The sequence below is a fragment of the Pseudoalteromonas sp. T1lg76 genome, assembly GCF_002964725.1.
Classification (GTDB): domain Bacteria; phylum Pseudomonadota; class Gammaproteobacteria; order Enterobacterales; family Alteromonadaceae; genus Pseudoalteromonas.
The window spans coordinates 21,580-45,364 of record NZ_PQCE01000005.1 but is presented as its reverse complement, the minus strand read 5'-3'; the positions used below and the strand labels follow the sequence as shown (position 1 = coordinate 45,364).

The following is a 23,785-nucleotide window of genomic DNA, read 5'->3' as shown; positions in this document are numbered from 1 at the left end:
TGCTGCTCTCCGGCTTTAGCCGCCAGCAATTTTTACCTTAAAGCCCTGTGCCTCAAGCAAGCCCTTGAGCTTGTCGCGGTCATCTCCCTGGATTTCGATAACGCCATCTTTAACGGCGCCGCCTTGGCCCATTTTTGACTTTAACAGCTTGGCCAGCTTCTTCAGATCATGCTCCTGCGGATCAATTCCCACAACCAGCATCACCCCTTTGCCTTTACGACCTTTGGTTTGTCGCTCTATGCGCAGCGCCCCGTCTTTAAACAACTTAACGTCGGCTTGCTCTTTCTCAACGGGTGCCTTAATACGGCCCGTTTCAGTTGAATACACTAGGTTATTGTCGCTCATCAGTACCTCCGACCTAAACAAGCTGTTAGCTTATCATAACTGGGCTCTGCGTCTTGCCAAAATAGTGCTGATAACTGCACTTCAAGCGGGTAGATAATCATAGGCTTATGAGCTCTAGGTAAGCAGTTGCTCCGGCCCCGATCCCATTTCATTTTGCTATTGCCTGTGCTTTTGCCTCTGTGCTAGCATCCTTTCAAATTTTTGGATGTTTGGATGGCTAAATGATTTTATATAACGAGTGGGCACAAATTGAGGCGGATGAGTCGCAGACCCTGCATTATCAAGCTTTATTACAAGAGTATTTGGCGAATACAAGTGCCCAGGTGCAATGGCAATACCTTATTCCAGAGCTGGGTGAGGGCGGCGCATGCAGCTTGTTTGGTCATTTACAGGAAGAGCCCTTTAGCCTGCGGGAACATCTTGATATTGATGCCGAGGCACAGCTTGCCAAGTTGCAGGGGATAGTCGATTTTGTCGTACAACAAAGCGGCGTCGATTGGTTCGGTATTTATCAGTCTCGTGATATCCATGGTCAGTCGCAGTTGCTAAAGCTGGCGTATCATGGCGCCCCCAGTCGTCCCTTGTTTCCCATTACCCCTGAATTTGCCGCCACCAGTAATAATGTGCAGGTTGTAAGCTCTGGAAAGGCCAGAATTATCAACAATGTGGAAGACTATGTTGCCAGCGGTGGCGAATACTATACATGTGATCCTAAAGTGAAGGCGGAAAGCTGCTTGCCGCTTTATTCGCAGAAGGGTAAAGTAGTGGGCATCATAGATGCAGAAGCATTCAGCACAGATTTTTTTACCCCCGAACGCATAGCCTTGTTGGTCGCCGCAAGCAAAGAAATTGTCGCGCATCTGCCAGCCTAATGTGGCCGGGTACTGCTAACCCTGAGATAAATAAAAAGAGAGTCCCATGTTCTCACAATTAAAACCATTACCGACGGATCCCATTCTTGGGTTGATGGCTGCGTTTAAGGCTGACACCAATGCCAATAAAATCGACTTAGGTGTCGGTGTTTATAAAGACGAGCAGGGTAATACCCCTGTGCTAAAAGCGGTAAAAAAAGCGGAAGAGTTTCGCTTAGCCAATGAGACCAGCAAGTCTTATATCGGATTGGCCGGTAACCTGGATTATTGTCAGAAAATGGAAGAATTGTTGCTAGGCGATGCACACCCTGCTTTGCTGGCAAACCGTGTACGCACGGCACAAACTCCAGGCGGTACAGGTTCACTTCGCGTAGCCGCTGAGTTTATTAAGCGTTGTAATGAAGATGCCACTGTTTGGGTGACAACTCCGACCTGGGCTAACCATATCAGCCTGTTTGAAGCTGCCGGTCTGACGGTAAAAGAATACCCTTACTACGACTATGAAAATAAGGGTTTATTGTTCGACGAAATGGTTAACGCCTTAAGTCAGATCCCAGCAGGTGATGTGGTATTGCTACACGCTTGTTGTCATAACCCAAGCGGTATGGATTTGAACGCCGAGCAATGGCAAACCGTAACCGACATCGCTAAAGCACAAGGCTTTACCGTGCTTATCGATATCGCTTATCAGGGTTTTGGTACTAGCCTGGACGAAGATGCTGCTGGCCTACGCCTGCTTGCTTCACAGGTTGAAGAGCTGATCATCTGTTCTTCATGTTCGAAGAACTTTGGTCTTTACCGTGACCGTATCGGCGCCTGTTCTATCATCTCTAAAGATGCCAGCGCTGCCGATGTATCTAACTCGGTACTATTGAGTGTAGTGCGCAGCATTTACTCTATGCCACCGGCGCACGGTGCGGACATTGTTAGCACTATTCTATCTAGTTCTGAGCTTACTACTATGTGGCACGATGAACTGGATGAAATGCGTTCACGCATCAATGAATTCCGTTCATTGCTAAAAGAGAAGCTAAACGCCAAATGCCACGGCATGGACTTCTCATTTATTGAGCGCCAGCACGGTATGTTCTCTTTCTTAGGTATTAATAAAGAGCAGATCGAGCGTCTACAAAAAGAGTATTCGATTTACATCGTTGGTTCGAGCCGCGTTAACGTAGCCGGTATCAGCCACGCCAATATCGATTACTTCGCCGACGCCGTAGCCGAAGTAACGAAATAACTTTCGCTTAGAGCGAAGCAAAAAAGCCAGCATTTGCTGGCTTTTCTTTTTTTACTTAGGCTTCTTTGGCTTTCAGTTCGGTGACATTTTCCTGGCTGTCTTTATCTTGCGCTTTTGGCTTTTTTTCTGTTTTATTTTCGCTTGGTTTCGCGCCTTTTAACACCTGCATAAATTCATCTTTTTGTTTAGCGATTTGCAGTGCTAGGCCTTCTACCTGTTGTTCACTTAAGGGCACATCGGCATTTGCCAACAGACCTTCAAGGCTTTCGGCAATATCGAGCATTTTGTCATAAGCATCGGCTTCTTTCTTACTGGTAAAGGTCATGCGCTCGACTCCACTTCTTTCAACTACGTACTTAACGACAACAGCCATGGGATCTCCTAACTATACTGTTTTTTTATACAGTTAGATTAGGGTGGCAAGCAGCTAAGGTCAAGGTGTTTTTACGCTTTTTACTTAACTTGTGAGCGAGTGAGAGGCTTAGTGTCCGCGTTCATAAGCCTTTAGGTTGACAAGCCCTGTCTCGTCTTCTTTATTTAATAACGGTAGTACCAATGGAAGATTCATCACTTTAAGGAGAGAAGTATGAAACTACTTAACACCTCTGCAAGCGCCATTATCGGCGTTCTTGCCACCACACTCTTACTTGCCACCACAGCCCCGGTTATTGCAGCGCCAGCCGAGCCCAATAAAAGCGAAGCCTCAAGCCATGCTAAGGTCAGCTTAAACCAGGCCACGGCCGAGCAATTGCAGACCTTGCCCGGTATTGGTCCGGCGAAAGCCAAGGCAATTATCGATTATCGCGATAAAAACGGTGGTTTTAAGAGTATTGAGCAATTGGATGATGTGCCAGGGATAGGCGAGCGGCTAATGGCTGAGCTCAAGGAAAAGGTGTCGTTGTAATTGGCATAATATAAAGGCAGCGTTAGCTGCCTTTATTATGTTCTGCAATCGCTTGCTCCAGGTGACGGCAGGCAAAGTAGTGGCGCACCGGCAGCACCAAAATGGGGTAGGCAAGACCGGCGATCAATAACCAGGGCAGCATGCTCCACCCCTCAAAGCGCACCAACAATAAAAACAGCGGCGTGATCAGCAGCAGTTTAATAATATTGAGCAGGATACGTTCCTGGGCACTTAACATTTCCAACGCCTCAGCCACCAGTTGCAAACGCTGGCGGTGGCTAAAGGATTGCAGGCTGGGGATCTGGCTGGCTAAAAAATAAATCATGGCTTGTTTGGCTTAAAGAACAAGCTCGCAGAGGTCACGATAACCGCTGCCGCAGCAAGGGCTGCAAAAATAACCTGCATCCAACCCGGCATAGACAGACCTAAAAACTGCCAGTCTATGTTGCCACAGTCACCGGTTGCAGCGAAAAATCCAGGGATCCACTCATGCAAGGGCACCGGGAAATTAGGCTCAAATTCACAAACGAAGGCAAAAGGGTCTGTGGTGGTTTGCATCATAATGTGCTCGCGGGCCAAAAGCAGACCCCAAATGCTGGCAACCAGCCAGGTGGCCAATCCGCTCAGGCGCAGCCACAGATTAGCAGGGTTGATGGCGCCAATAAGGCCAGCCAATAACACGCCTAACACGGCGGTACGTTGGTAGATACACATGATGCATGGAGCTAAATCCATGGCGTATTGAAAATAAAGGGCCGTTGCCTCGAATAAAAAGGCAATCAGTGCCAACAACAACCAAGGAGCGCGTGTGCGCGAGATGCTACTTAACCAGCTCATGAGATTCTCTTATTAATTTTATTTTGGAGATTATGCCCCTGCACCTAGGTCTATGCAAGTTTAGGTCAATGGCACTCGAAAGCTGATACTTTATTATTGTCTTGTGTAATTGCCGACTATACGAGGCGTGCTTTACAGTGAAGTTTTCTTGTTAGTTGCTGATCATCTGGTACAATCAGTGGAATAACTAAAATGAAATAAACCGTGTTGAAGTGGACCTTAGATGAGAATTTTTAAAGCGAAAAGCCCAGCTGGATTTGCTGAGGAATATATAGTTGAGTCCATCTGGAATGGGGAGTTTCCACCAGGCTCTATTCTTCCTGCCGAGCGCGAGCTATCGGAACTCATCGGCGTGACTCGCACGACACTGCGTGAAGTATTACAACGTCTTGCTCGAGACGGTTGGTTAACCATTCAGCATGGTAAGCCAACGCGAGTAAATAACTTTTGGGAAACCTCGGGCCTGAACATTCTTGAGACGCTGGCGCGCCTTGATGAAGATAAAATGCCGGAGCTGACCGATCAGTTACTTTCTGCCCGCACTAACATCAGTGCCATCTATATGCGTGCAGCGATTAAAATAGACCCAGAGCGCGTTAAGGAAATTGTTGCCGAGCGCGATGGTGTTGAAGACACGGCTCAGGCTTTTGCGGATTATGATTATTTGGTACACCACCACCTGGCCAGTGCCGGCAACAACAAAATTTATGTGTTGATCCTCAATGGCTTTAGAGGTTTTTACTCCAAGATAGGTTGCCACTATTTCTCTGATCCTCGTACTCGTGAGTTAGCACGTCAGTTCTACTCGGACTTGGCTGAGCTGGCTGAGAAGCAAGATCACGATGGTGCTATTTCCTTGATGCGTCGCTATGGTCATCAAAGTGGTCAAATCTGGCAGGAAATTCGTGGCGATATGCCCGAAAATATTATGGATTAATAATTGGCCCGCTATTGCGGGCCTTTTTGTCTCTGCTCACTTAAAAATTTAACAATCACTTTTTTCGATAGCTGCTATCGTTAAATGCGATTGTTCTTTTGCGCCCTAGCTCAGTAACATAGCGCTCAGAATATAAATGCATGTATTTTTATTGTCGGGGTTGTTTTTCAACAGCCCGCCACTATATCTATGTGCAGGAAGAAATACAGACGGGGCGAAGTCATCGTCTCAGTCGCAAAGTACGATAAACTCAAACTATTTTGGAGAATAAAATGGGTGTATTAGTAGGCCGCAAGGCACCAGACTTTACAGCTGCAGCAGTGCTAGGTAATGGCGAAATCGTAGATGGCTACAACCTACACGAGACAATCAAAGGCAAGAAAGCAGTTATCTTTTTCTACCCACTTGATTTCACTTTCGTTTGTCCTTCAGAGCTAATCGCTTTCGACAAGCGTTATGAAGAATTCCAAAAGCGTGGCGTTGAAGTAATTGGTGTGTCTATCGATTCACAATTCTCACACAATGCATGGCGTAACACTGCTGTTGCAGACGGCGGTATCGGTCAAGTTAAATACGCTCTAGTTGCTGACGTTAAGCACGAAATCTGTCAAGCATACGACGTTGAGCACCCAGAAGCGGGCGTTGCTTTCCGTGGTTCTTTCCTAATCGACGAAGAAGGCACTGTACGTCACCAGGTAGTTAACGACCTACCTCTAGGCCGTAACATCGACGAGATGCTACGCATGGTTGACGCACTAGCATTCCACAGCGAGCACGGCGAAGTATGTCCTGCTGGTTGGACTGAAGGTAAAAAAGGTATGGACGCAAGCCCTGAAGGTGTTGCTAAGTTCCTATCTGAAAACGAAGGCGACCTATAAGGTTTCACCCTAGTTTGAAAAACCGCGCTTAGGCGCGGTTTTTTTGTGCCTGGATATTTGCCAAACTCGCTGATAAACAGCAAGATATAGTCCGTTTATGTGAACAAGGTAAGCTTATGGGTTGGTTGCGCTGGCAAATGGGCCGCCAATTATCTGGGTACGATAAAATGTTTTTGGCCGGTGCCTATTGGCCGATTAAGTTTGATTGTTACCTGTTGCGCTTTAAGCAAGGTAGTTTTATCAGGCGCCATACAGACAAGGTGGAGTCCGGCCGCCACTATCGCCTTAATATCGTTATTAAAGCCGCAGGGAAAGGCGGTGAGTTCGTCTGCGAGCAGCCCATCTATGCCAGTAAGCGCATTAAATTGTTTCGCCCCGATATGCATGCTCATGAAGTCACAGAGGTAGAGGAAGGTACTCGATATGTCTTCAGTGTTGGCTGGATACGTAATAACTAGACAATAAAAAACCGCCCTGAGGCGGTTTTTTTAACTATTGCGAGTGCAATTACTGAAAGCTTACAGCGCGGCGCTCTTTGCGCGGTGCTTTGCTTTTCGCATTAGGGTCACGGAAGCTGCGCTTCTTGCCTTCACTGCGTTCATTACGATCATTGCGGTCACGTGGTGGACGTGAATCACGTTGCTCACGTTGCTCACGTGGCGCATTCGCTTCAGAAGGGCTCAATGTTAGCTTCATTGGGCGCTTACAGATGTATACCTTCTGGAAGTGTGCCACTTTCTCAGCCGGCATGCCTTGAGGTAGCTCAACGGTACTGTGAGCATCAAACAAGCGAATGTCGCCAATGTACTTGCTAGAGATGTCAGCTTCATTAGCAATAGCGCCAACGATGTTTTTAACCTGTACACCGTGCTCACGGCCTACTTCAATACGGTAGGTATCCATAGGTGTGTTTGAGTCACGACGCTCACGGCGTGGCTTATCGCCATCACGACGGTTATCGTCGCGACGACGCTCACCTCGATCACCGCGTTCGTTACGGCGCTCATTTCGGTCGTTGCGCTCACCGCGCTCTGGACGTTCCTTCGCTTTGATCTCTTCCACTTTCAATGGCGTCTGCTGTTGCGCTAGGCATAGCAGGGCTGCGGCAAGGTCGCCTTGGCTAAGTTGCAGCTTGTTACCGATTGAACTGGCAACCTGGGCAAAGAACTCGCTGTCTTTGTGCTCAAGGGCTGCCGCAATCTTGGTTTCAAGGGCGTCGATACGCTTTTGCTCAACCATTTTAGCACTTGGTAGCTGTACTTCTGCGATGTCGCTCTTGGTGTGGCGTATAATGTTTTTAAGCAGGTAACGCTCGTTACCCTTAACAAACAAGATGGCCTTACCTTGGCGACCAGCACGACCGGTACGACCGATACGGTGTACATAGGCTTCACTGTCTTGTGGGATATCGTAGTTCACAACCAGACTGATGCGTTCAACATCAAGGCCACGGGCCGCTACGTCGGTAGCAATAACGATATCAAGTAAGCCGCTCTTCAGACGGTCTACTGTGCGCTCACGGGCTTGCTGGTTCATGTCGCCGTTAAGCGGTGCCGCTGAGAAACCTTCGCGTTCTAGCAGTTCTGCCAGCTGTACCGTGTCATTACGGGTACGTACGAATACGATAGCGGCGTCAAACGTTTCCGCTTCCAAGAAGCGCACGATAGCGTTGTTCTTGTGTACGCGGGCTTGCCAGTAAACCTGTTCTATGGTCGATACCGTGCTGTTACGTGGCGTGATGCGCACTTGCTCGGCATCTTGCAGGTAGGTTTTACAGATAGACTGAATTTGTTTTGGCATAGTCGCAGAGAACAAACAGGTTTGCTTGTCTTCTGGCGTTTGCGCCATGATGCTTTCTACATCGTCGATAAAGCCCATGCGCAGCATTTCATCTGCTTCGTCCAGCACAAGTGCGCTAAGACGAGATAGGTCGATAGACTTACGGCTGATGTGATCCAATAGACGACCAGGGGTCGCGACTATGATTTGTGCGCCGCGACGCAATGCACTTAGCTGGATACCGTAGCTCTGGCCACCGTAAAGTGCTAGGACTTCTACGCCCCTAGTAAATTTTGCATATTGCTCGAACGCTTCCGCTACCTGGATAGCAAGCTCACGAGTGGGGGTAAGTACAAGGATCTGCGGATGCTTAGCATCGGCATCAATGTTGTTCAATAAAGGCAAAGCAAAGGCAGCAGTTTTACCTGTACCTGTTTGCGCCATTCCCAAGACATCCTTTTTGTCGAGTAAAAGGGGAATACATTGAGTTTGGATCTCGGAAGGAGTCTCATAACCCAACTGTTCCACTGCTTTTAAGATAGCAGGAGAAAGGTTCAACGACTCAAAGGTGACTGGTTCTGACATTAAAACGCCTCAGGAATTCAAAGAGCGCGCATTGTACAGGAATGAAGCAGTAATTGCTTGTATAAATTGAAACTATTTCCTATGTGATTGGTTTTGTATGAAATTTAATCAGGTGTATTTTAGGAAACCTGTGTAAACGGCATAAATAAAGGGTTTTCTGTTAGCGAATAAAGAGTTTTTTAGTCCTTGCCCAAAGTAGAAATGGCAGAATAAAAATGCTGAAAATAAGGTGTTTATTGATTTGTTTCGCGCTACGCTTGTTTTTTTAATTTTTAGTTTGTTTTATGAACAAATGAAAACGCCGCTTGGGTGAGCGGCGCTTTAGGGCAGCTGTTATTCTTGATACAGACCCAAATTTGCCTTGGCGTAGGCTTCAAATTCTGTAAAGCCACCGATATGCTCTTGGCCGATAAAAATTTGCGGCACGGTTTCACAAGGTTTTCCGGCTGATTTCTCCAGATCTGCCTTGCTGATCCCTTCTTTGATGATATCCACATAGCGGAATTTAAAATCATCACGTTGCTCGGCTAGTTGACTGGCGACATCTTTTGCACGCACGCAAAAAGGACAACCATCTCGACCAAAAATAACAGTTAACATAATCTCTCCAGTGCTTCTTTTAAGGTACGAGGTGCAGTGTAACGAGCTTAAGGGCTCAGGTAAAATGCCAAAAAACGATTTATCTGTTCGCTAAAAGCGATTAAGTGCGATAAACGGTTTTAATCAGGTGATAACCGAACTTGGTTTTTACCGGGCCGTGCACCTCAAAAAGCGGCTTTTTAAAGACCACATCGTCAAAAGCCTTGACCATGGTGCCGCGTTCAAATTCGCCGAGATCGCCACCGCGTTTTTTCGACGGGCAGGTTGAGTATTGCTTCGCAAGCTTATTGAAATCACCGCCTTTATCCAGTTTGGCTTTAATTGCTAAACACTCTTCTTTGCTCTTCACGAGAATGTGATAGGCACAGGCTTTGGCCATGGTTTTACTCCTAAAATTTAAATCGATACGGTGTGATCTGGTCTAACACCTTTTGTTTCTCGCCAATGCCGCCGATGCGGTACGCGGTGCCTTCATGGGCAAGCAGGCCTCGGTGATCCATGGTTGCCTTTTGGGCGTGCTCCATGCGTTGCCAGCGATTGCTGGGAATATCAAAGCGCCATACCTGGCTTGAGGGCGAGCTGGGTTTGCCATTATACCCTATGCCATTATAGTTGTAGGGATTGGGTGAGCCGCCAATAAATACCAGGTTGCCATTAATGGTGCCCGCCGCCATGCGGTAGTGTGCTTTGCCGGTTGGATGAGTCAGGCTGTGCCATGAGATCTCGCGTGGGTCTTGTGGGTCGATAACCCCTTTAAGGCACTGGGCCTTGGCGGCAAAACCACGGTGCTTATCGGCAAAGGCCACGGTTTTAACCCCGTCACAAATGATCATCAGGTTATCTTTAATGGCCCCGGCATGGCCAAATACCGCATCGCCAAGGAAGGGTGAGGCCTGAGACCAGCTGTCTTTGGCGATATCGTAAACCTGCACTAAATTGACATTGCCGTCGTTGTGCCAGCCGCTGATCAGATAGATGTATTGGTCGTTGTAATTAAGGGCGACGCTGTCGTCTACCGGCACCGGCATGTTGGCCAAGCGCTGATACTGATCTTTCTCCACGTCATAGCGGTAGGCATCCGGTACAGATAGCTCGGTATTATCGGCAGCCACTGTATAACCACCAAACACATAGGCGTATTTACCTACACCCACGGCGGTGGCTGCAAGGCGTCCGGTAAGCTGGGTTGAGGCCGGAACGGGCGCTTTAGTGTGCCAGGCATTGCTGCCAAGCTTTAATGCCCACACCTTGTTATGGATATCCAGGTGCGTTTTACCCGCCCCAAGACCCATAAAGCTGAGGAAATAACTGCCTTGATCTGTGTCCACCTTGGCCACAGCATTATTACTGACAGGTTCCGGGAGTGCCGGTAACTCTGCGGCGAACAGGGGGCCACACAGGGCCAGGCCCATGGCGGCGCAAAGCATTTTAATCATCTGATCTACCTCTTAATTTAATACCCAACTCAGTGGAGTAACCCATTGCCCGTGCACTGATCAATAAAGACTCATCAATCACGTAATAGGTTGGAAAGGCGGATATTTTATATTGCTGTGCGGTGTATTCGCTACCTAAAAGTATAGGCATTGTCAGCTGTAAATCATCGACAAATTCTTGTACCTGCGTCTTGGATTGATAGTCCAGGGCAATGGCGATGGCGTGAACATCGCCCTTGTCCATGGCTTTTTGTAAATTCGGCATAGACAACTTGCACACAGAGCACCAGGGGGCGAAAAAATATACCAGGGTTTTTTGCCCTTGCAGTTCCTTAATACTAAAGCGGGTATCGCTGTGTAATTGCGGCAGGGAAAAATAAGGCGCCGGGCTGTGGTCGGCAGACAAGAGGTTACGCTCCTGATAGGCGCTCACCGCGAAAAATACCACCGCCATCAGCACAAGTTGGAAAAAAAACTTCTTCATAAAAATTCTTTAGTTTCAAATTGATACATATTGTAGACCGGCTTTTTTAAGAAAAATGTGAAATTATTATCTTGAAAATATATATGGCGTCCATACATCTGATTATGAGGACGCCATAAAGGGCCCCAACCAAAACAAAGTTATTGATATTTATATATAAAGGTTGTTTGTTCAGCAGAAAAACAACCGCCAAATATTGCTTAAATTAAGGATATTATTATGCGTACAGTAGACCTTTCTCCACTATATCGTTCATTTATCGGTTTTGATCACCTGGCATCACTTATGGATGCAGCGGCACGCACCGATAAACAACCAAGTTACCCGCCGTATAACATAGAGGCACTGGGTAAAGATCAGTACAGAATTACCATGGCCGTAGCCGGTTTCAGCGAAAGCGAGCTGACCATTGAGTCGGAGAATAACACGCTCAAGGTTACCGGAACAAAGGCCGCCAAAGAATCGACAGAAGAGCGCAAGTTTATCCACCAAGGGATTGCTGAGCGCAACTTCGAGCGTAAGTTCCAGCTGGGCGACCATGTCAAAGTGTTGGCCGCAAGTTTGGAAAATGGCCTGCTGGTGATTGACCTGCAGCGCGAAATTCCAGAGGCATTAAAGCCGCGCAAAATTGAAATTGGCACAGGTAAGTTGCTAGAGAGTAAATAATTACTTGCCATTCTCCCTTTGATACGCCGCCCTTTTGGGCGGCGTTTTTATTATTTAGAGCCCGATGTGACTAAAACGGATAAAAAGCGCGATAAACAATTGCGTGACCTACTCACCGAAATTTGTGACGATCATTGTAAAGCCATTGCCGGCTTTTGCTGGTTAACTCATAAAATAGACTGGAAAAGCCCACAAAAGAGCCTCACACTCACCCTTGTTTTTACCACGGACGATGAGTTAGAGGCATATTTAGCAAGCGATACCCGAGCGTTAGTTGAAGACGAGCTAGTTAAGGCTCTTAAAGTGATAGGGCTGAGCCCGATTAATAAGACCAAACAGTTAGTCTACGACAGCGAACAACAATGCCAGATTCACCATAGGGGGAATTGGGCAAAACGGTTAAAATAACAAGGACTCAAAGTATGAGCACCGAACTGCCCAGCGCCGCAATTTTTGTCGATGTGCAAAATATTTATTATACCTGTCGCGAAACCTTTGCACGCAACTTCGATTACAACGCTTTTTGGCGTGAAGTCAGCGGCCAATATCGCATTGAAAAGGCCATCGCCTACGCCATCGACAGGGGCGATAACAAGCAGCGGGAATTCCAAAATATCCTTCGTGCCATCGGCTTTGAGGTCAAGCTTAAGCCTTTTATTCAACGCGCCGATGGCTCGGCGAAAGGGGACTGGGATGTGGGCATTACCCTGGACGCCATTGAATATGGTAGCCAAACCGACACCACCATTTTACTCTCCGGCGATGGCGATTTTGACCTGTTAGCGAAAAAGTTACGGGACGAAAAAAACAAGCGTGTGGAAGTGTATAGCAGCGAAAAGCTCACCGCCGCATCGTTAATTAATGCATCCAGTCATTTTCGCGCCATAGATGAGAGCTTGTTGTTGGGATGATCGAGGACCACTATAGTTAAACTAGCCAACATTATAGCATCTGATCATTTTGCGATATCTGAATTCGGGGTGTAGTCAATGCTTAGTGTGAAATATTAGAGTGAGTGTCCAGTTTATTCGGTTTACTATATTTGTATAAATATTTTAATTGTGCTTGACAAAAATAAAAAGTTTTTACAATATTTATTCTCAGCTTTAGGTAATTTTAAAGCTTGAAAATAAGGAGAAATGGAGACGATGTACGTAGATAATTACTTTCGCTTTATTCTGCAGTCTTTAGAGTTATCTCTCCAATAAATAATCAACTGTGGAGACAGTGCTTTGAAAAAAATATTTTTTACATCAATATTAGCAACGTTTGCTTTTTCTGGTGTTAGCTATGCGGACAAAGTGACTGTAAATGGAACTACTTATGAATGCTCTAACTCTTGTAGCATTGACTCCGGACCTCCTATGACGATCGGCGATTGTTGTGGAGGAACTGTCGCTGAGCTCAGGCGAGACGTGATCATAATAGAATAGAGCCTAGTAATAGGCGCACCTAACAATGACTTCGGTTGTTAGGTGCTTTATGCTTTTTTAGTGTCAGTTAGAGAGTTCACTTATGAAAAAACTATATTTACTACTAATAGGGCTTAGCGTTGTTGCAACGTTAGTATTCCTCTATTCACCCAAATCTCCCCCCCCGACCAACGACACTGTGTTTAATCAACCAGCAGATTCAACAGATTATTATAAGGCTATGGATCCATTGAATTCGGCAGAACAGCTCCCTGACGAAAACAAGATCTCTATTAATACTATAAAAGCTTCAGGAATAACTATAAAACTGGATGACAGGATCCAGCATGACGATGCCTCTTCTATAGACAACCTGATTAATAACCTATCCTCGAACGAAGGTGGCCTTTCTGATACCTCAATCGAAACGGCATTTAGATTAAAAAACTTTGATTCTCTAGTATATCAACTTCAAAGCACCGGAATTAACCAAGAGTTCGAACAGCAGTTTCGAAATACAGTTCACGATGTTGCTCAATCCAATAATGGAATGTTGCCGAGAAGTATTGGCTGCAATGATGAGGTTTGCGCTGCCGTTCTTGATTACTCCCAACAGGATTCACCGGAGCAGTTTTCCAAGGATCTTATTCAAAGAATTGAGCAACCAATTAGCATTGTTATGCAACCAGTAGAAGTACAAGGAGTAAAAGAATTACGAGTTATATTGAATTATAAGGACGCAAAGATAATTGTTAAATAAAGGCTCACATAACCACATAAAAAATAGTAAAAAAGCCAATTAGGGCATCCCCAAAAACCCGCTAAAAAGCGGGTTCCATTTCAGTTAGCTACCTTTCCATCTAGTAAAGTTTTGTACCTGAAAAGTTATTCTCTACCTCCCCTCTAACTAGGAAAGCTTTCAGGGCAAGAGCATGAAAATTTACTTGCTATTCAACACCTTTTCTAAATAGTGCTCGTTTCTTGCCTAGTGTGCCCACCGCGCTTTAGCGACTGCAAATGGAAGCGCGGCAACTCCTTTAGTGCTTGCTTTGTTAGCTGCAACTTTGCAACAATCCTTATAATGACTCGATGTTGTCGATGCACCACTGCGCTCTATTAAGCACGGCCCGGCGGGCCTCATCGCTTTGCTTATCCCAGTTTCGATAAATCATGCCAATGCGGTGGTTATTGCCAAAGCGCGCTCTGTGCCGGTGTAAGAAGTGCCAGTAGAGGCTATTTAGGGGGCAGGCGAGGTCGCTGGTTTTTTCCTTGACCTTATAGTGGCAGCCTTGGCAGTAATCGCTCATCTTATTGACGTAATTGCCGCCGGCGCAGTAGGGCTTGGTGGCAATAATGCCGCCATCGGCGAACTGACTCATGCCCCGGGTGTTAGGCATTTCCACCCATTCAATGGCATCTACATAAATACCCAGGTACCAGGCATCCACCTGGTCCGGGTCAACGCCCAGCAGCAAGCAAAAGTTGCCGGTGATCATCAGGCGTTGGATATGATGGGCATATCCATAGTCCAGGCTTTGGCCAATGGCGTGTTGCAGGCAGTTCATTTTTGTTTTGCCGCTCCAGAAAAATTCCGGCAGCGCTTGGTGCGCCTCGAGGGCATTACTGTGTGCGTACTTGGGCATATTGAGCCAATAGACGCCTCTGACATATTCACGCCAGCCTAAAATTTGCCTGGCGAAGCCTTCAACTTGCGCAAGGGTGATCCTTCCTTCAGATTCATGATATGCCTCTATTGCCGCGTTGATGACTTGCAGTGGGTGGAGGATTTTTGCGTTGAGCGCAAACGACAGGCGGCTATGGTACAAGGACCATTTAGCGTCGCTGTGGCAGGTCATGGCGTCCTGAAAGGTGCCAAACAGAGGCAGCAGATGATTACAAAAATACTCAAGCAACTGCAGTGCTTGTTTGCGTGTCACCGGCCACAGCAGCCTGGGCCCGCCTTTGCCTATGGTTTTTATTTTATGGCGAGCAATGCGCTCGGTAATTGCCTTAACGTCGTTATCAAAGCACAAGGGAGGGGGAAGCTGTTTAATGTCCTCGGCCTTGAGCTTGTTACGGTTCTCTTTGTCGAAGTTCCATTGGCCGCCAAGGGGTTTACCCTGGTCCATCAAGATATCGAAGCGCCTGCGCATCTTGCGATAGAATTGCTCCATGGTGTGATGGGTATCCGCCTGGAAATAGTCGCCTAATTCTTCAAATCCGAGCATAAAATGCTCACTGTCATAGCGCCTTATCTCAACGCTACTTAATGTCAGCTGCTCCAGTTGCCGGCGTAGCCGATATTCATCCGGTAGCTGATAGCTAAAACAGTCGGCTTGATGCTCGGTGACACAGTGGGCAATTAACTCATTGAGCTGTGCAAACTCTTGGGTGTCGTCCAGAGTAAGGTATAAAACCTGATGCCCCGCCTGGCTAAGGGCAGACGCAAACCGTTCCATCGCAGCAAAAAAGCACATGATCTTTTGAATATGATGCTTGCTGTAGTGCATCTCCTGGTGCAGCTCAGCAATGATGTAAAGCACATCATCTCGCTTGGTTTTAAACCAGGAATGATTGGCATTGAGTTGGTCGCCTAAAATCAGGCGAACTTCTTTGTATTGTTGCTTGCTCATGCTCGCTCTCTTACTAGTGCCGTGGCCAGCCATTGTGATCCCGCTCCTGTGCTTGCACAGCCACTCCACCGTAACGCTTGATAAACCGGCCGTCGGGGTCGAATAACTCGGTTTGCTTGGCTATGTTGAAATGCCGTCCGCCGCGGGGGTCGGCACCGACCCCGGCTATGTACTGCCAGTTGCCATAATTGCTGGCAACATCGTAATCAATTAAGTGATGCTCGAAGTAGGCCGCGCCGTAGCGCCAATCCAGTTCCAATTCATTGACAAAACAACTGGCGACGATTTGCCTGCCTCTGTTGGACATCCATCCACTGGTATTGAGTTGATGCATAAGCGCATTGACCAGCTCAAACTCGGTATTGCCATGACACCAGGCCTGATAACGTTCCGGGTAAAAGCTGGTTTTTGGGGCCGTGTGGTTCATGCCTTTAAATACAAATAGCGAGCGGCCTTGCTTTAGAGCCAGCCATTGAAAATACTCTCGCCACAAGAGTTCAAAGTAGATCCAGTAGGTTGATTCGTTCGCTCCATATTTATTTTCATATTTTATTAGTGCCATATACATTTGCCTCGCGCTAAGTGAGCCGTTGGCTAACCAAGGTGACAATCCGGTAGAAAATTTATCTCCCCATAAGGCATTACGTGTTTGCTTGTAGCGACTAGGAGAAGTGCTACTGAAATAACTAGTTAACGCTGTAGTCGCTGTTTGTGAAAACCATGCGCCCATTGGCTGCAAATCATTGTATATGTCCGTGCATAAGGGTAATTTACATTGCACCGAAGTAGGAAAATGTAGTGGGCTTCCCATGGTTGGATGGACCGCAACGCTAGATTCCACAAGCTTTCTAAAGCGGCTAAAGGTGTCGGGAGTGTCGTCAATTTGAAAGGGTAACTGCTCTTTTGCAAACAGCGTATGGTTGGACTTATGCCAAAAGTTGATCCCCCGTACTTGCTGTGTCAATTTACGCAGTGCTAATGACTCATTCCATCCGAATTGGTTGGCAATGGCGATATCACTCACTTTATGCTCTCGTATTATGCGAACTAAATCTTCTATGCTGTCTGCGAAATAGAGGTTGTGCCCTTGGCGCGATAGTTCATCGGCGAGGCATTTAAGCGTTTGCCCTCTAAACGAACATACGCTTTTGGAGACGTCTTGTTTTGGATAAGCGTTGTAGCTAGCACCGACGAGCTCATTTAGTGGCGTATAGATGAAAATAAGCTGCTTACAATGTTGGCAAAGTCGTTGCAGCAACTCATTGTCGGCGATTCTGAGATCGTTACTAAATAGATATAAGCCCGTAGACATAGGTTCATCATGTGAGTGTTCTATGTTTAGTGATACGGAATTAACAGTGAGTTCGATCGTTTTAGCGAAGACAGGTGTGTAAATCAGCTACAATGGAAGCAATTAAACAGTGCAAAAGGAGTTTTTATCATGTTCAAAAGGATATTGGCGATAACGTTATTATTATCTAGTAATCAGTTAGTTGCACAAACCGCGGTGTACAAATGTGTTATTGATGGGGTTGTAAGCTACTCACAATTACCCTGTAGCCAAGATGCGCAAAAGCTTGATGTCAAAACGCTAGTCGATAAACAACAAGTAATGACCTCAACGCCGGCAGATTCAGGTATTACGAACTACATAGATAACCGAGCCATATCGCGTGAGTTAGCGCAAAGCAAAGACAAAATAGATACCTACTCATTGCAGATGAGGCAGGAGTTAACTGAGCTCGAAGCCCAAGCTAACGGTCAGCGCAAGAATCTTGCCGGTGCTGAACGAGAAAAGGCGATAGCAACACAAATGCAATCAAGCATCGATCATTACCAAGCGTTGATAAACAGAGAGCAACTTAATATCGATCGTCTTCTTCTCAAGCAACAGATGACTGCTGAGCCATCGAATAACGATGATAGCGTTGATGAATACATCAAAATGCAGCGAATTGAGCGGGAGATACGAGAGCATGAAGATAAAATTGAGACCTATCATCAGCAATTAGATTCGGAGCTCAAGGCGTTGAAGATTAAGACCACAGGCCAGTCTGCGAACTTAGTGGCTGCGAAGTTCGATAACGCCAATGCGCAAAGAATGTCAGCAATAACAGCTAAGTACGCAACTTTAATCGACATAGAACAAAAAGCATTGCAACGTCTAACAAACGAGTATGCGCTATTAAAAGCGAAGTAGAATATGGTTCTAAAAAGAACGGTGCCTTAATGGCACCGCTTTTTAATTTAACCCACTTCTGCGATTAGCATCGTTGAATTGAGACTGATCAACTGCGCTTTAGCAAAGAAGTTGAACTCGGTGCTGGTGGTCCAGGTATAGGCACCCATATTCTCGGTAAACACCAAATCACCGTCGGCTAAGGCCGGCATTAAACAGTTATCGCTGATCACATCGATACTGTCACAGGTCGGCCCGGTTAAAACACAGGGTTGCACATCTTCATATGCCAGGCTGTAAAAGCGCTGCTCTGGCTCACCATACACTCGGCCACTAAAGGCGCCGTAGACACCATCGTCCATGTAGTACCAGGTGGTGCCCCCGCGCTTGCTTTGACCCATCACGCTCATGACATGGGTCATAGCCGAAGCAACGATAAAGCGTCCTGGCTCGGCAATAAACTGTACCGTGTCGGGCCAGCTGCTCAAAGCATCGCGTATCGGTGCGCAAAATTCATAGATATCAATGGGCTGTCCTGCGTAGCTCACCGGGAAACCACCGCCAATATCCAAGGTATTCATGGCGCCTAGGCCTTCGGCGACGGCTCCTTCGAAGACTATTTTGCATTGTTCGATAGCATGCACATATTTACCCGCATCCATGGTTTGTGAACCAACGTGAAATGATAAACCACGTACGCGAATGCCTAACTCTTTTGCGCGCTTAAGCAAGGGTAAGGCATCAGCTCTGATCACCCCAAACTTCTTGGACAAGTCAGCGGCCGCATCTTTATTAGGGAAGCTCAGGCGCAGCAATAACTCGACTTGGTCGCGATAGGGCACAAACTTATGCAGCTCATTTTCGCTGTCGAACACAAAGGTGGTACAGCCATAGTTAAGAGCATGCTCTATATCACTTACGCGTTTGATCGGGTGAGTGTGGATCACCTGAGTAGGAGCGACACCCGCCTGAGCCACAAGATCCACTTCGCCGTTCGTGGCTAAATCAAAGCTGCCACCAAGCTCATTTAACGTGTGTACCACATCAATATGAGGCAAAGGCTTAAGCGCATAATGCAAGGCAACATTAGGCAAGGCGTTAGCCAGCTGTAAATAATTTTCACGCACTTGGTTTAGATCAAGCACCAGTAATGGGGTGCCGTGTTGCTTCGCAAGGGCGGTGCATAGAGAAAGGTGCTCGTTGTTTGTAGCAAAAGGCTGAGCAAAGGTAGAAACCGACATCATAACTCCAAAAGTTAATTTGGATAGTTACTCTTTCGCCTTGGCAAGAAATGCTGTACTAGGATTGGCTATCTAATAAAAGTGGCGCAATAATAGCCAAATTATTGCGCCACGCAAGCAAAATTTTTAAAAATTTTATCGCTCTATTTCAGCTGTTTATTCAGCGATATCGAAAGTAACCTGGGCGTCTTCACCGGCTACTACAGTCACGTCCTGAGTAGAGTACAGAGTAACTTCTTCATTCAGTACTTCAGCGTCGTCAAGGTGTGCCGTACAAGTGTAGGCAAGCTTGTAGCTACCCGCTGCAACGAAGCCGATTTCGAACTCGTTCAGACCGCTTTCTTCATTGAATACCACGTTAGCCGTTGCGATTGGTGCATCGGCAGGTGAGGTTACACCGTCTGCCTCAACATACAGATCTTTAGGCTCAACAACATCACCGCTGTATAGGTAAACTGCATGGCCAAAGGCACCTGTTTCTGGAGCAAAGGCGATGTTGTCGGCTTCACAGCTCGTAATCATGGCTTCTGTTACTAAGCCTTCGATGTCTTCAACATCGGCAAGGTTTTCAAGGCGGATACCGGTAGGTTTAAGGTTCACAACTTCGCTGTTGCTAGGATCAACCAGTGATTTTTTCAGGTCGAACTCAAGAACGAACTGGTTTTCGCCTACCGCTAGGGTGAAGTCGTTGATTTGAATCTCACCAAGACCATCTTTGTTTTTACGGTTAACTACCAAAGGAGCAACGGTATCATCGTTGTATACAATGTGAGAAGTCATCGCGATATTGGCTTCATCACCGTTCACGATATTGGCGCGTAGCCAGTTGTACTGACCCGGCGCTACAACTTCATCATTGATAAGACTGAATACGTCGCTACCGGTGAATTCTAAAAGGTTAACCATTACAGGTTCACCGTCTGCGGTACGGGTTTCGAACATTGGACGTTCGCCGTCGGCACCATTAATGATGATGCTATCAAAAGCTACCCATACTTCTTTTGCATTACTGACAGGCGCATCAGATACACCTAGGCTGAATTGAGCCGTTTCTTCTTCACTCGAAGAACCACCACAACCTGTTAGTAAAGTAGCTGAGATGGCCGTTGCTAGTAATAGTTTATTCATAGTTTTTGATTCCCTTTGTTTGCAGTATTTTTGAGCTTAACAAATGAGGCTGAACAGGCATTTAACAAGCATAAGTCAAAGATTGAAAAGTGCGCTGAAAATGCTATTTAAGTTGCCCAAAGATACTTTTTAGTTCTGTTTTAGCTTTAGCGGTTAAGTATCATACTGAGACAAAACTCGGTTAGCCATCGCACTTTGAGGTGGAATTTTAAGGGAAGTTATATTGAGCAGGGCACTGGTTGGAGATAAAGATCTTGCCGGTCTGTGGGAGTAATGTCACTAGGGTTATGGAAGCGCCCAAGATGTGCCTGAAATAGACACGGCACTTGCATGACGCAGTGCCGTGTTTTTGGGTGTTACTTAACTTCTTTACCCGCCGCCTGTTGGTCGGCATGGTAGCTGGAGCGAACGAAAGGTCCGCAGGCAGCATGAGAAAAGCCAATTTCATCGGCATATTCTTTTAGTGCGTCGAATTCCTCGGGTGGCACATAACGCTTCACCGCCAGGTGGTGCTTCGAAGGTTGCAGATACTGACCCACGGTCAGCATATCAACATTGTGCTCACGTAGATCACGTAACACTTCTTCGATTTCACTCATTTCTTCACCCAAACCAACCATTAGGCCAGATTTAGTACGAACTTCTGGGTGCGCTTCTTTAAAGCGACGTAGCAGCTCTAGTGACCATTTATAATCGGCACCTGGACGTGCCAGTTTATACAGACGTGGCGCGGTTTCCAGGTTGTGGTTGAACACATCCGGCGGTGTTTCACTGAGGATCTCAAGTGCACGTTCCATACGACCACGGAAGTCGGGAACCAGGATCTCTATGGTAATACCCGGGTTGTGCTTGCGAATTTCACGGATACAATCGGCAAAGTGTTGAGCACCACCGTCACGCAGGTCATCACGGTCAACCGAGGTGATCACCACATAGCTTAGCTTCATATCCTTGATGGTCAGTGCTAGTTTTTCCGGCTCTTCGGCATCCGGTTTAAGCGGACGGCCGTGTGCCACATCGCAAAACGGGCAGCGGCGGGTACAGATAGCACCCAAGATCATAAAGGTGGCCGTACCATGGTTAAAACATTCGGACAGGTTAGGGCAGCTGGCCTCTTCACATACCGAATGCAGGCCGTGTTTACGCATGGCTTGTTTAATACCATCGATACGCTCGCTCGACTTAGGCAAACGGATCTTCAGCCACTGTGGCTTGCGCAGCATTTCTTCTTTTTCTGTCGGCAAGACCTTAACCGGGATCAGTGCCATTTTTTGGGCGTCACGAAGCTTTACGCCCGGCTCCATACGTACAGATGATTTTGTCATTCTTTCACTAAACCTTCTTGGTACTCAACCTCTGCAGGATTGAGTCGTTTAATTAATTGCTGCACCAGTCCTTGTCCGGCGCTTTCAACGCTTTGTGGACCGCCTAAGTCTTTACATTGCACCATTTGCAGGCCGGCGTAACCACAAGGGTTAATGCGTAAAAATGGGCCTAAATCCATATCGACATTTAAGGCCAGCCCATGGAAGGAGCAACCACGGCGTACACGCAGGCCTAGCGAGGCAACCTTGGCTTCATTCACGTAGACGCCCGGGGCATCTTTTTTGGCATAGGCTTCGACGCCATATTCTTGCAGGCAATCGATAATGCTTTCTTCGAGCCAGGTTACCAGCTCGCGTACGCCAATTTTCAGGCGGCGTAAGTTAAACAGTACATAGAGCATTTGCTGGCCCGGGCCGTGATAGGTCACCTGGCCGCCGCGATCGACCTGAACCACAGGAATATCACCCGGCATCAGCAGGTGTTCTTCTTTACCGGCCTGGCCCTGGGTAAATACGGGATCGTGCTCAACCAGCCAGATTTCATCAGCACTTTGCTCATCGCGCACATCGGTATATTCCTGCATGGCATGCCAAATGGGCATGTATTCTTGGCGTCCTAGCTGGCGAACAATTAGATTACTCACTGCGTGTCCTCTGTGGTGCTGTTAAAGCACGTAGCGGACATGCTCAAGGCTGCCCAGCTCAGTGTAGATAATTTCGATATGCTCTTTTGATGTTACGGTCGCAATCAGGGTGACCGACTCGTAGTTACCCTTGCTACTGGGCTTGGTTCTTGGCGCGTAGTCGCCCGGAGCATGTTCTTGCATAACTGTAAGTACTTGCTCAGTTAATTCTACGTTAGCAAGGCCCATTACCTTAAAGGTAAACGGACAAGGAAACTCTAGATACTCATCAAACTTGGTGTCTTTAACCGGATTGACCATAATGCTTGACCCTCATTTACAGCACAGGACGCAGACAAACTAATGGGCTCATTAGTTCACAATGGCGCATATTCTAGCATTTTTTAGCGCAAAAAAAACGCCCCTCAATAGGGGCGCTTATTCTGGATTAGGCCAGTTGTAAGTATATTTCTACTTACTCAATGATTTGCAAGCGTAAGTAGTCGTAGATCTTGCTGAAAAAACCACCTTCTTCAACACTTTCCAGAGTGACTAAAGGATAGCTGGCAATGTCTTCACCGGCTAGCTGCAGGTATAAGGTACCTACCTTAGTGCCCTTGGCCAGTGGCGCTTCCAATGTAGTATCAAGCTCGAAGTTGGCTTCCAGGTTCTTTTGTTGACCACGCGGAATAGTGATTGGTGTGCTCTCTAAAATACCCAGAGAAACGATTTCCTTATCACCCATCCAAATACGTTGCTCGGCAAACTTGTCACCGGCTTGATACGGAGTGATGGTTTCAAAAAAGCGGAAGCCGTAGTTAAGCAGCTTTTTGCTTTCAACCTTACGGGCACGCTCAGAGCTGGCACCCATGATCACAGCGATTAAGCGCATATCGCCCTTGGTCGCTGAAGAAACCAGGCTATAGCCGGCATCATCGGTATGACCGGTTTTAATGCCGTCTACCTCAAGGCTTTGATCCCATAACAGACTGTTACGGTTGAACTGCTTAATGCCGTTATAGGTAAAATCTTTTTCTTTATACAGGGCATACTCGTCCGGCACATCACGGATCAAGGCGGCACCTAGGGTCGCCATATCGCGTGGCGTGGTGTAATGCTCGTTGGTGTCTAGGCCGTGGCTGTTAATAAAGTGGCTGTTGCTCATGCCTAGTTTTTCCGCATGCGCATTCATTAAATCGGCAAATGCTGATTCGCTGCCGGCAATATGTTCGGCCATGGCTACACAGGCATCGTTGCCAGATTGAATTATGATACCGCGGTTAAGATCTTCAACACTGACCTGTTTACCTACTTCGATAAACATTTTTGATGATTCTGGGAAATTCTTTGCCCAAGCATTTTCACTGACCGTCACCATATCGGTGGGAGCCAGGTTGCCTGCGGCGATTTCTGTACCTACCACATAACTGGTCATCATTTTCGTTAAACTGGCCGGTGCCAATTTGGTATCGGCTTCGCCTTCAGCGATTACTTTGCCTGTGGTGAAGTCAACCAGGAAATAACCCTTGGCATTAACCTCAGGAGCTGCGGGGATAATTTGGGCGTTAGCGGTAAAAACGGCGCTAGCACATAGCAGTCCACTTAAGCCTTTTAGAAGAGAATGTTTAATTGATTTCATTATGCTTGTTTAATCTGTTTTGGGTGAAAGTGCGGTTAGGGT

General features: G+C 46.9%; 28 protein-coding genes. 11 read left to right on the top strand and 17 right to left on the bottom strand.

The genetic code is table 11. The features are described from left to right. Window positions 1-15: 15 nt before the first annotated feature. Complete coding sequence (locus tag C2M35_RS01235) at window positions 16-345, bottom strand: stress response translation initiation inhibitor YciH (RefSeq protein ID WP_105200700.1); 330 nt, start codon at window positions 343-345, stop codon at window positions 16-18. 221 nt (window positions 346-566) lie between these two features. Here C2M35_RS01235 and C2M35_RS01230 point away from each other — a divergent pair, with 221 nt between their 5' ends. Both C2M35_RS01230 and C2M35_RS01225 read left to right on the top strand, forming a co-directional pair. Then, window positions 567-1,217, top strand: coding sequence for a GAF domain-containing protein (locus tag C2M35_RS01230; RefSeq protein ID WP_105200699.1), 651 nt, complete (start codon window positions 567-569; stop codon window positions 1,215-1,217). 46 nt (window positions 1,218-1,263) lie between these two features. Further along, a complete protein-coding gene (locus tag C2M35_RS01225; RefSeq protein ID WP_105264433.1) occupies window positions 1,264-2,457 on the top strand; it encodes an amino acid aminotransferase in 1,194 nt (397 codons plus the stop codon). 55 nt (window positions 2,458-2,512) lie between these two features. On the opposite strand, the gene C2M35_RS01220 is transcribed toward C2M35_RS01225, so the two are convergent. Beyond that, entirely contained in the window at window positions 2,513-2,830 is a 318-nt protein-coding gene (locus C2M35_RS01220; RefSeq protein WP_105264432.1) for a YebG family protein, read from the bottom strand. A gap of 213 nt (window positions 2,831-3,043) precedes the next feature. On the opposite strand from C2M35_RS01220, the gene C2M35_RS01215 reads away from it, so the two are divergent. After that, window positions 3,044-3,361 carry a ComEA family DNA-binding protein gene (locus tag C2M35_RS01215; RefSeq protein WP_105264431.1) on the top strand — a complete coding sequence of 106 codons (318 nt, stop codon included), beginning with the start codon at window positions 3,044-3,046 and terminating at the stop codon, window positions 3,359-3,361. Between the two features lie 22 nt (window positions 3,362-3,383). Here the strand turns inward: C2M35_RS01215 and C2M35_RS01210 are convergent, their stop codons facing one another. After that, the gene (locus C2M35_RS01210; protein WP_234000003.1) at window positions 3,384-3,686 is read right to left on the bottom strand and encodes a DUF6170 family protein; all 303 of its coding nucleotides are present in this window, start codon (window positions 3,684-3,686) and stop codon (window positions 3,384-3,386) included. Next, complete coding sequence (dsbB, locus tag C2M35_RS01205; protein WP_105258519.1) at window positions 3,683-4,198, bottom strand: disulfide bond formation protein DsbB; 516 nt, start codon at window positions 4,196-4,198, stop codon at window positions 3,683-3,685. Before dsbB ends, C2M35_RS01210 begins: the two co-directional genes overlap by 4 nt. A 223-nt stretch (window positions 4,199-4,421) precedes the next feature. Here dsbB and fadR point away from each other — a divergent pair, with 223 nt between their 5' ends. The 3 genes from fadR to C2M35_RS01190 all read left to right on the top strand — a co-directional run bounded on the left by fadR (window position 4,422) and on the right by C2M35_RS01190 (window position 6,471). Then, complete coding sequence (fadR, locus tag C2M35_RS01200; protein WP_105200694.1) at window positions 4,422-5,135, top strand: fatty acid metabolism transcriptional regulator FadR; 714 nt, start codon at window positions 4,422-4,424, stop codon at window positions 5,133-5,135. Between the two features lie 272 nt (window positions 5,136-5,407). Then, window positions 5,408-6,013, top strand: coding sequence for a peroxiredoxin (locus C2M35_RS01195; RefSeq protein WP_105200693.1), 606 nt, complete (start codon window positions 5,408-5,410; stop codon window positions 6,011-6,013). Window positions 6,014-6,129: 116 nt separating this feature from the next. Continuing rightward, complete coding sequence (locus C2M35_RS01190) at window positions 6,130-6,471, top strand: 2OG-Fe(II) oxygenase (protein WP_105258518.1); 342 nt, start codon at window positions 6,130-6,132, stop codon at window positions 6,469-6,471. A gap of 49 nt (window positions 6,472-6,520) precedes the next feature. Here C2M35_RS01190 and C2M35_RS01185 read toward each other — a convergent pair whose 3' ends face one another. From C2M35_RS01185 to C2M35_RS01165, 5 genes are all read right to left on the bottom strand, one after another. Next, a complete protein-coding gene (locus tag C2M35_RS01185; protein ID WP_105264430.1) occupies window positions 6,521-8,377 on the bottom strand; it encodes a DEAD/DEAH box helicase in 1,857 nt (618 codons plus the stop codon). Window positions 8,378-8,710: 333 nt separating this feature from the next. Next, window positions 8,711-8,977 (bottom strand): GrxA family glutaredoxin, encoded by a 267-nt coding sequence (locus tag C2M35_RS01180; RefSeq protein ID WP_105200690.1) that lies wholly within the window; start codon window positions 8,975-8,977, stop codon window positions 8,711-8,713. Window positions 8,978-9,077: 100 nt separating this feature from the next. Next, on the bottom strand, window positions 9,078-9,356 hold the full coding sequence (locus C2M35_RS01175; RefSeq protein WP_105200689.1) for a peptidylprolyl isomerase: 279 nt from the start codon (window positions 9,354-9,356) through the stop codon (window positions 9,078-9,080). A 10-nt stretch (window positions 9,357-9,366) separates the two neighbouring features. Beyond that, complete coding sequence (locus C2M35_RS01170; protein ID WP_233997959.1) at window positions 9,367-10,413, bottom strand: Kelch repeat-containing protein; 1,047 nt, start codon at window positions 10,411-10,413, stop codon at window positions 9,367-9,369. Further along, window positions 10,406-10,897 carry a TlpA family protein disulfide reductase gene (locus C2M35_RS01165; protein WP_105200688.1) on the bottom strand — a complete coding sequence of 164 codons (492 nt, stop codon included), beginning with the start codon at window positions 10,895-10,897 and terminating at the stop codon, window positions 10,406-10,408. The genes C2M35_RS01170 and C2M35_RS01165 overlap by 8 nt, the downstream gene beginning before the upstream one ends. Window positions 10,898-11,116: 219 nt before the next feature. Here C2M35_RS01165 and C2M35_RS01160 point away from each other — a divergent pair, with 219 nt between their 5' ends. The 4 genes from C2M35_RS01160 (at window position 11,117) to C2M35_RS01145 (ending at window position 13,735) form a co-directional block, all read left to right on the top strand. Then, window positions 11,117-11,563 carry an Hsp20 family protein gene (locus tag C2M35_RS01160; protein ID WP_105200687.1) on the top strand — a complete coding sequence of 149 codons (447 nt, stop codon included), beginning with the start codon at window positions 11,117-11,119 and terminating at the stop codon, window positions 11,561-11,563. Window positions 11,564-11,629: 66 nt separating this feature from the next. Then, entirely contained in the window at window positions 11,630-11,971 is a 342-nt protein-coding gene (locus tag C2M35_RS01155) for a Fis family transcriptional regulator (protein ID WP_105264429.1), read from the top strand. 14 nt (window positions 11,972-11,985) lie between these two features. Continuing rightward, entirely contained in the window at window positions 11,986-12,474 is a 489-nt protein-coding gene (locus tag C2M35_RS01150) for a LabA-like NYN domain-containing protein (protein ID WP_199774375.1), read from the top strand. 604 nt (window positions 12,475-13,078) lie between these two features. Beyond that, complete coding sequence (locus C2M35_RS01145) at window positions 13,079-13,735, top strand: hypothetical protein (protein ID WP_105264428.1); 657 nt, start codon at window positions 13,079-13,081, stop codon at window positions 13,733-13,735. 316 nt (window positions 13,736-14,051) lie between these two features. Here the strand turns inward: C2M35_RS01145 and C2M35_RS01140 are convergent, their stop codons facing one another. Next, a complete protein-coding gene (locus C2M35_RS01140) occupies window positions 14,052-15,608 on the bottom strand; it encodes a cryptochrome/photolyase family protein (RefSeq protein WP_105264427.1) in 1,557 nt (518 codons plus the stop codon). A gap of 13 nt (window positions 15,609-15,621) precedes the next feature. Continuing rightward, window positions 15,622-16,920 carry a DASH family cryptochrome gene (locus C2M35_RS01135; protein WP_105264426.1) on the bottom strand — a complete coding sequence of 433 codons (1,299 nt, stop codon included), beginning with the start codon at window positions 16,918-16,920 and terminating at the stop codon, window positions 15,622-15,624. A gap of 129 nt (window positions 16,921-17,049) precedes the next feature. Between C2M35_RS01135 and C2M35_RS01130 the strand changes: the two genes are divergently transcribed. Next, the gene (locus tag C2M35_RS01130; RefSeq protein WP_105264425.1) at window positions 17,050-17,808 is read left to right on the top strand and encodes a DUF4124 domain-containing protein; all 759 of its coding nucleotides are present in this window, start codon (window positions 17,050-17,052) and stop codon (window positions 17,806-17,808) included. Between the two features lie 47 nt (window positions 17,809-17,855). Here the strand turns inward: C2M35_RS01130 and C2M35_RS01125 are convergent, their stop codons facing one another. From C2M35_RS01125 to C2M35_RS01100, 6 genes are all read right to left on the bottom strand, one after another. After that, window positions 17,856-19,031 (bottom strand): type III PLP-dependent enzyme, encoded by a 1,176-nt coding sequence (locus C2M35_RS01125; protein ID WP_234000002.1) that lies wholly within the window; start codon window positions 19,029-19,031, stop codon window positions 17,856-17,858. A 153-nt stretch (window positions 19,032-19,184) separates the two neighbouring features. Next, window positions 19,185-20,156: a DUF4382 domain-containing protein gene (locus tag C2M35_RS01120; protein WP_105200678.1), complete on the bottom strand. Its 972-nt coding sequence runs from the start codon at window positions 20,154-20,156 to the stop codon at window positions 19,185-19,187. A gap of 356 nt (window positions 20,157-20,512) precedes the next feature. Next, the gene (gene lipA, locus C2M35_RS01115; protein WP_105200677.1) at window positions 20,513-21,481 is read right to left on the bottom strand and encodes a lipoyl synthase; all 969 of its coding nucleotides are present in this window, start codon (window positions 21,479-21,481) and stop codon (window positions 20,513-20,515) included. Next, window positions 21,478-22,125: a lipoyl(octanoyl) transferase LipB gene (gene lipB, locus C2M35_RS01110; protein WP_105200676.1), complete on the bottom strand. Its 648-nt coding sequence runs from the start codon at window positions 22,123-22,125 to the stop codon at window positions 21,478-21,480. The genes lipA and lipB overlap by 4 nt, the downstream gene beginning before the upstream one ends. 21 nt (window positions 22,126-22,146) lie before the next feature. After that, the gene (gene ybeD, locus C2M35_RS01105; RefSeq protein WP_105200675.1) at window positions 22,147-22,425 is read right to left on the bottom strand and encodes a DUF493 family protein YbeD; all 279 of its coding nucleotides are present in this window, start codon (window positions 22,423-22,425) and stop codon (window positions 22,147-22,149) included. Between the two features lie 154 nt (window positions 22,426-22,579). Then, window positions 22,580-23,743, bottom strand: coding sequence for a serine hydrolase (locus C2M35_RS01100; RefSeq protein WP_105200674.1), 1,164 nt, complete (start codon window positions 23,741-23,743; stop codon window positions 22,580-22,582). Window positions 23,744-23,785: the final 42 nt, after the last annotated feature.

What these genes read in the sequence shown, in the direction of transcription:
- C2M35_RS01235 (WP_105200700.1), bottom strand. Translation starts at nt 345, where the DNA reads ATGAGCGACAATAACCTAGTGTATTCAACTGAAACGGGCCGTATTAAG.
- C2M35_RS01230 (WP_105200699.1), top strand. Translation starts at nt 567, where the DNA reads ATGATTTTATATAACGAGTGGGCACAAATTGAGGCGGATGAGTCGCAG.
- C2M35_RS01225 (WP_105264433.1), top strand. Translation starts at nt 1,264, where the DNA reads ATGTTCTCACAATTAAAACCATTACCGACGGATCCCATTCTTGGGTTG.
- C2M35_RS01220 (WP_105264432.1), bottom strand. Translation starts at nt 2,830, where the DNA reads ATGGCTGTTGTCGTTAAGTACGTAGTTGAAAGAAGTGGAGTCGAGCGC.
- C2M35_RS01215 (WP_105264431.1), top strand. Translation starts at nt 3,044, where the DNA reads ATGAAACTACTTAACACCTCTGCAAGCGCCATTATCGGCGTTCTTGCC.
- C2M35_RS01210 (WP_234000003.1), bottom strand. Translation starts at nt 3,686, where the DNA reads ATGATTTATTTTTTAGCCAGCCAGATCCCCAGCCTGCAATCCTTTAGC.
- dsbB (WP_105258519.1), bottom strand. Translation starts at nt 4,198, where the DNA reads ATGAGCTGGTTAAGTAGCATCTCGCGCACACGCGCTCCTTGGTTGTTG.
- fadR (WP_105200694.1), top strand. Translation starts at nt 4,422, where the DNA reads ATGAGAATTTTTAAAGCGAAAAGCCCAGCTGGATTTGCTGAGGAATAT.
- C2M35_RS01195 (WP_105200693.1), top strand. Translation starts at nt 5,408, where the DNA reads ATGGGTGTATTAGTAGGCCGCAAGGCACCAGACTTTACAGCTGCAGCA.
- C2M35_RS01190 (WP_105258518.1), top strand. Translation starts at nt 6,130, where the DNA reads ATGGGTTGGTTGCGCTGGCAAATGGGCCGCCAATTATCTGGGTACGAT.
- C2M35_RS01185 (WP_105264430.1), bottom strand. Translation starts at nt 8,377, where the DNA reads ATGTCAGAACCAGTCACCTTTGAGTCGTTGAACCTTTCTCCTGCTATC.
- C2M35_RS01180 (WP_105200690.1), bottom strand. Translation starts at nt 8,977, where the DNA reads ATGTTAACTGTTATTTTTGGTCGAGATGGTTGTCCTTTTTGCGTGCGT.
- C2M35_RS01175 (WP_105200689.1), bottom strand. Translation starts at nt 9,356, where the DNA reads ATGGCCAAAGCCTGTGCCTATCACATTCTCGTGAAGAGCAAAGAAGAG.
- C2M35_RS01170 (WP_233997959.1), bottom strand. Translation starts at nt 10,413, where the DNA reads ATGATTAAAATGCTTTGCGCCGCCATGGGCCTGGCCCTGTGTGGCCCC.
- C2M35_RS01165 (WP_105200688.1), bottom strand. Translation starts at nt 10,897, where the DNA reads ATGAAGAAGTTTTTTTTCCAACTTGTGCTGATGGCGGTGGTATTTTTC.
- C2M35_RS01160 (WP_105200687.1), top strand. Translation starts at nt 11,117, where the DNA reads ATGCGTACAGTAGACCTTTCTCCACTATATCGTTCATTTATCGGTTTT.
- C2M35_RS01150 (WP_199774375.1), top strand. Translation starts at nt 11,986, where the DNA reads ATGAGCACCGAACTGCCCAGCGCCGCAATTTTTGTCGATGTGCAAAAT.
- C2M35_RS01145 (WP_105264428.1), top strand. Translation starts at nt 13,079, where the DNA reads ATGAAAAAACTATATTTACTACTAATAGGGCTTAGCGTTGTTGCAACG.
- C2M35_RS01140 (WP_105264427.1), bottom strand. Translation starts at nt 15,608, where the DNA reads ATGAGCAAGCAACAATACAAAGAAGTTCGCCTGATTTTAGGCGACCAA.
- C2M35_RS01135 (WP_105264426.1), bottom strand. Translation starts at nt 16,920, where the DNA reads ATGTCTACGGGCTTATATCTATTTAGTAACGATCTCAGAATCGCCGAC.
- C2M35_RS01130 (WP_105264425.1), top strand. Translation starts at nt 17,050, where the DNA reads ATGTTCAAAAGGATATTGGCGATAACGTTATTATTATCTAGTAATCAG.
- C2M35_RS01125 (WP_234000002.1), bottom strand. Translation starts at nt 19,031, where the DNA reads ATGATGTCGGTTTCTACCTTTGCTCAGCCTTTTGCTACAAACAACGAG.
- C2M35_RS01120 (WP_105200678.1), bottom strand. Translation starts at nt 20,156, where the DNA reads ATGAATAAACTATTACTAGCAACGGCCATCTCAGCTACTTTACTAACA.
- lipA (WP_105200677.1), bottom strand. Translation starts at nt 21,481, where the DNA reads ATGACAAAATCATCTGTACGTATGGAGCCGGGCGTAAAGCTTCGTGAC.
- ybeD (WP_105200675.1), bottom strand. Translation starts at nt 22,425, where the DNA reads ATGGTCAATCCGGTTAAAGACACCAAGTTTGATGAGTATCTAGAGTTT.
- C2M35_RS01100 (WP_105200674.1), bottom strand. Translation starts at nt 23,743, where the DNA reads ATGAAATCAATTAAACATTCTCTTCTAAAAGGCTTAAGTGGACTGCTA.